1 protein-coding gene is annotated in these 754 nt (G+C 63.3%); it reads left to right on the top strand.

Annotated features, from left to right (window positions below; translation table 11 throughout):
* Positions 1 to 754: ATP-binding cassette domain-containing protein (locus tag B3797_RS16025; RefSeq protein WP_311791581.1), on the top strand; the 754-nt coding region annotated here is incomplete at both ends.

Raw genomic sequence — 754 nt, 5'->3', positions numbered from 1 at the left:
CATCGCGGTCGTCGCTGTTTACTTCGGCTTTTCCTACCTCGGCGAGCTTCATTTCGGCGCGTATGGACAAGGCGTAACGCTGTTTGCTGGTTTCGTCGCGCTGATCCTGGCGCCGGAATTCTTCCAGCCGCTGCGCGATCTCGGCGCTTTTTATCATGCGAAAGCGCAGGCGGTCGGCGGCGCGGACGCCCTTGAGCGTTTTATGCGCGAGAGTCCCCAGCCTGAACGCCCTGACGGCTCGGCGCAGCTGGCAGACAACGCGGCGCTCGCTATCGTCGCGCAGGATCTGGTTGCGCTGAGCGTGGATAACCAACGCCTGTGCGGCCCGCTCAGCTTTAGCCTGCAAGCTGGCCAGCGCGTCGCGCTGGTGGGCCAGAGCGGCGCGGGAAAAACCGTACTGATGAACGTGCTCCTCGGCTTTCTGCCTTATCAGGGATCGCTTCGCATTAACGGCGTTGAGCTGCGCGAAATGGGTCGCGCATACTGGCACCGGCAGATCGCCTGGCTTGGGCAAAATCCGCAGTTGCCCGCCGACACCCTGCGCGACAATATTGTGATGGGCAGCGCACGTCGCGATGACGATTTGGACACCTTGCTGGATGAGTGCGGCGTCAGCGAATTTCTGCCGCGACTCTCTGCTGGCGTACAGACGCCTGTCGGCGACGATGGCGCCGGGCTTTCAGTAGGACAGGCGCAGCGCATCGCGCTGGCGCGTGCGCTCTATAAGCCCGCCCGTCTGCTGCTGCTGGACGAG

The sequence above is a fragment of the Pantoea sp. UBA5923 genome (assembly GCF_002431095.1).
Taxonomy (GTDB): domain Bacteria; phylum Pseudomonadota; class Gammaproteobacteria; order Enterobacterales; family Enterobacteriaceae; genus Pantoea; species Pantoea piersonii.
This window is presented reverse-complemented; position numbering and strand designations above follow the sequence as displayed.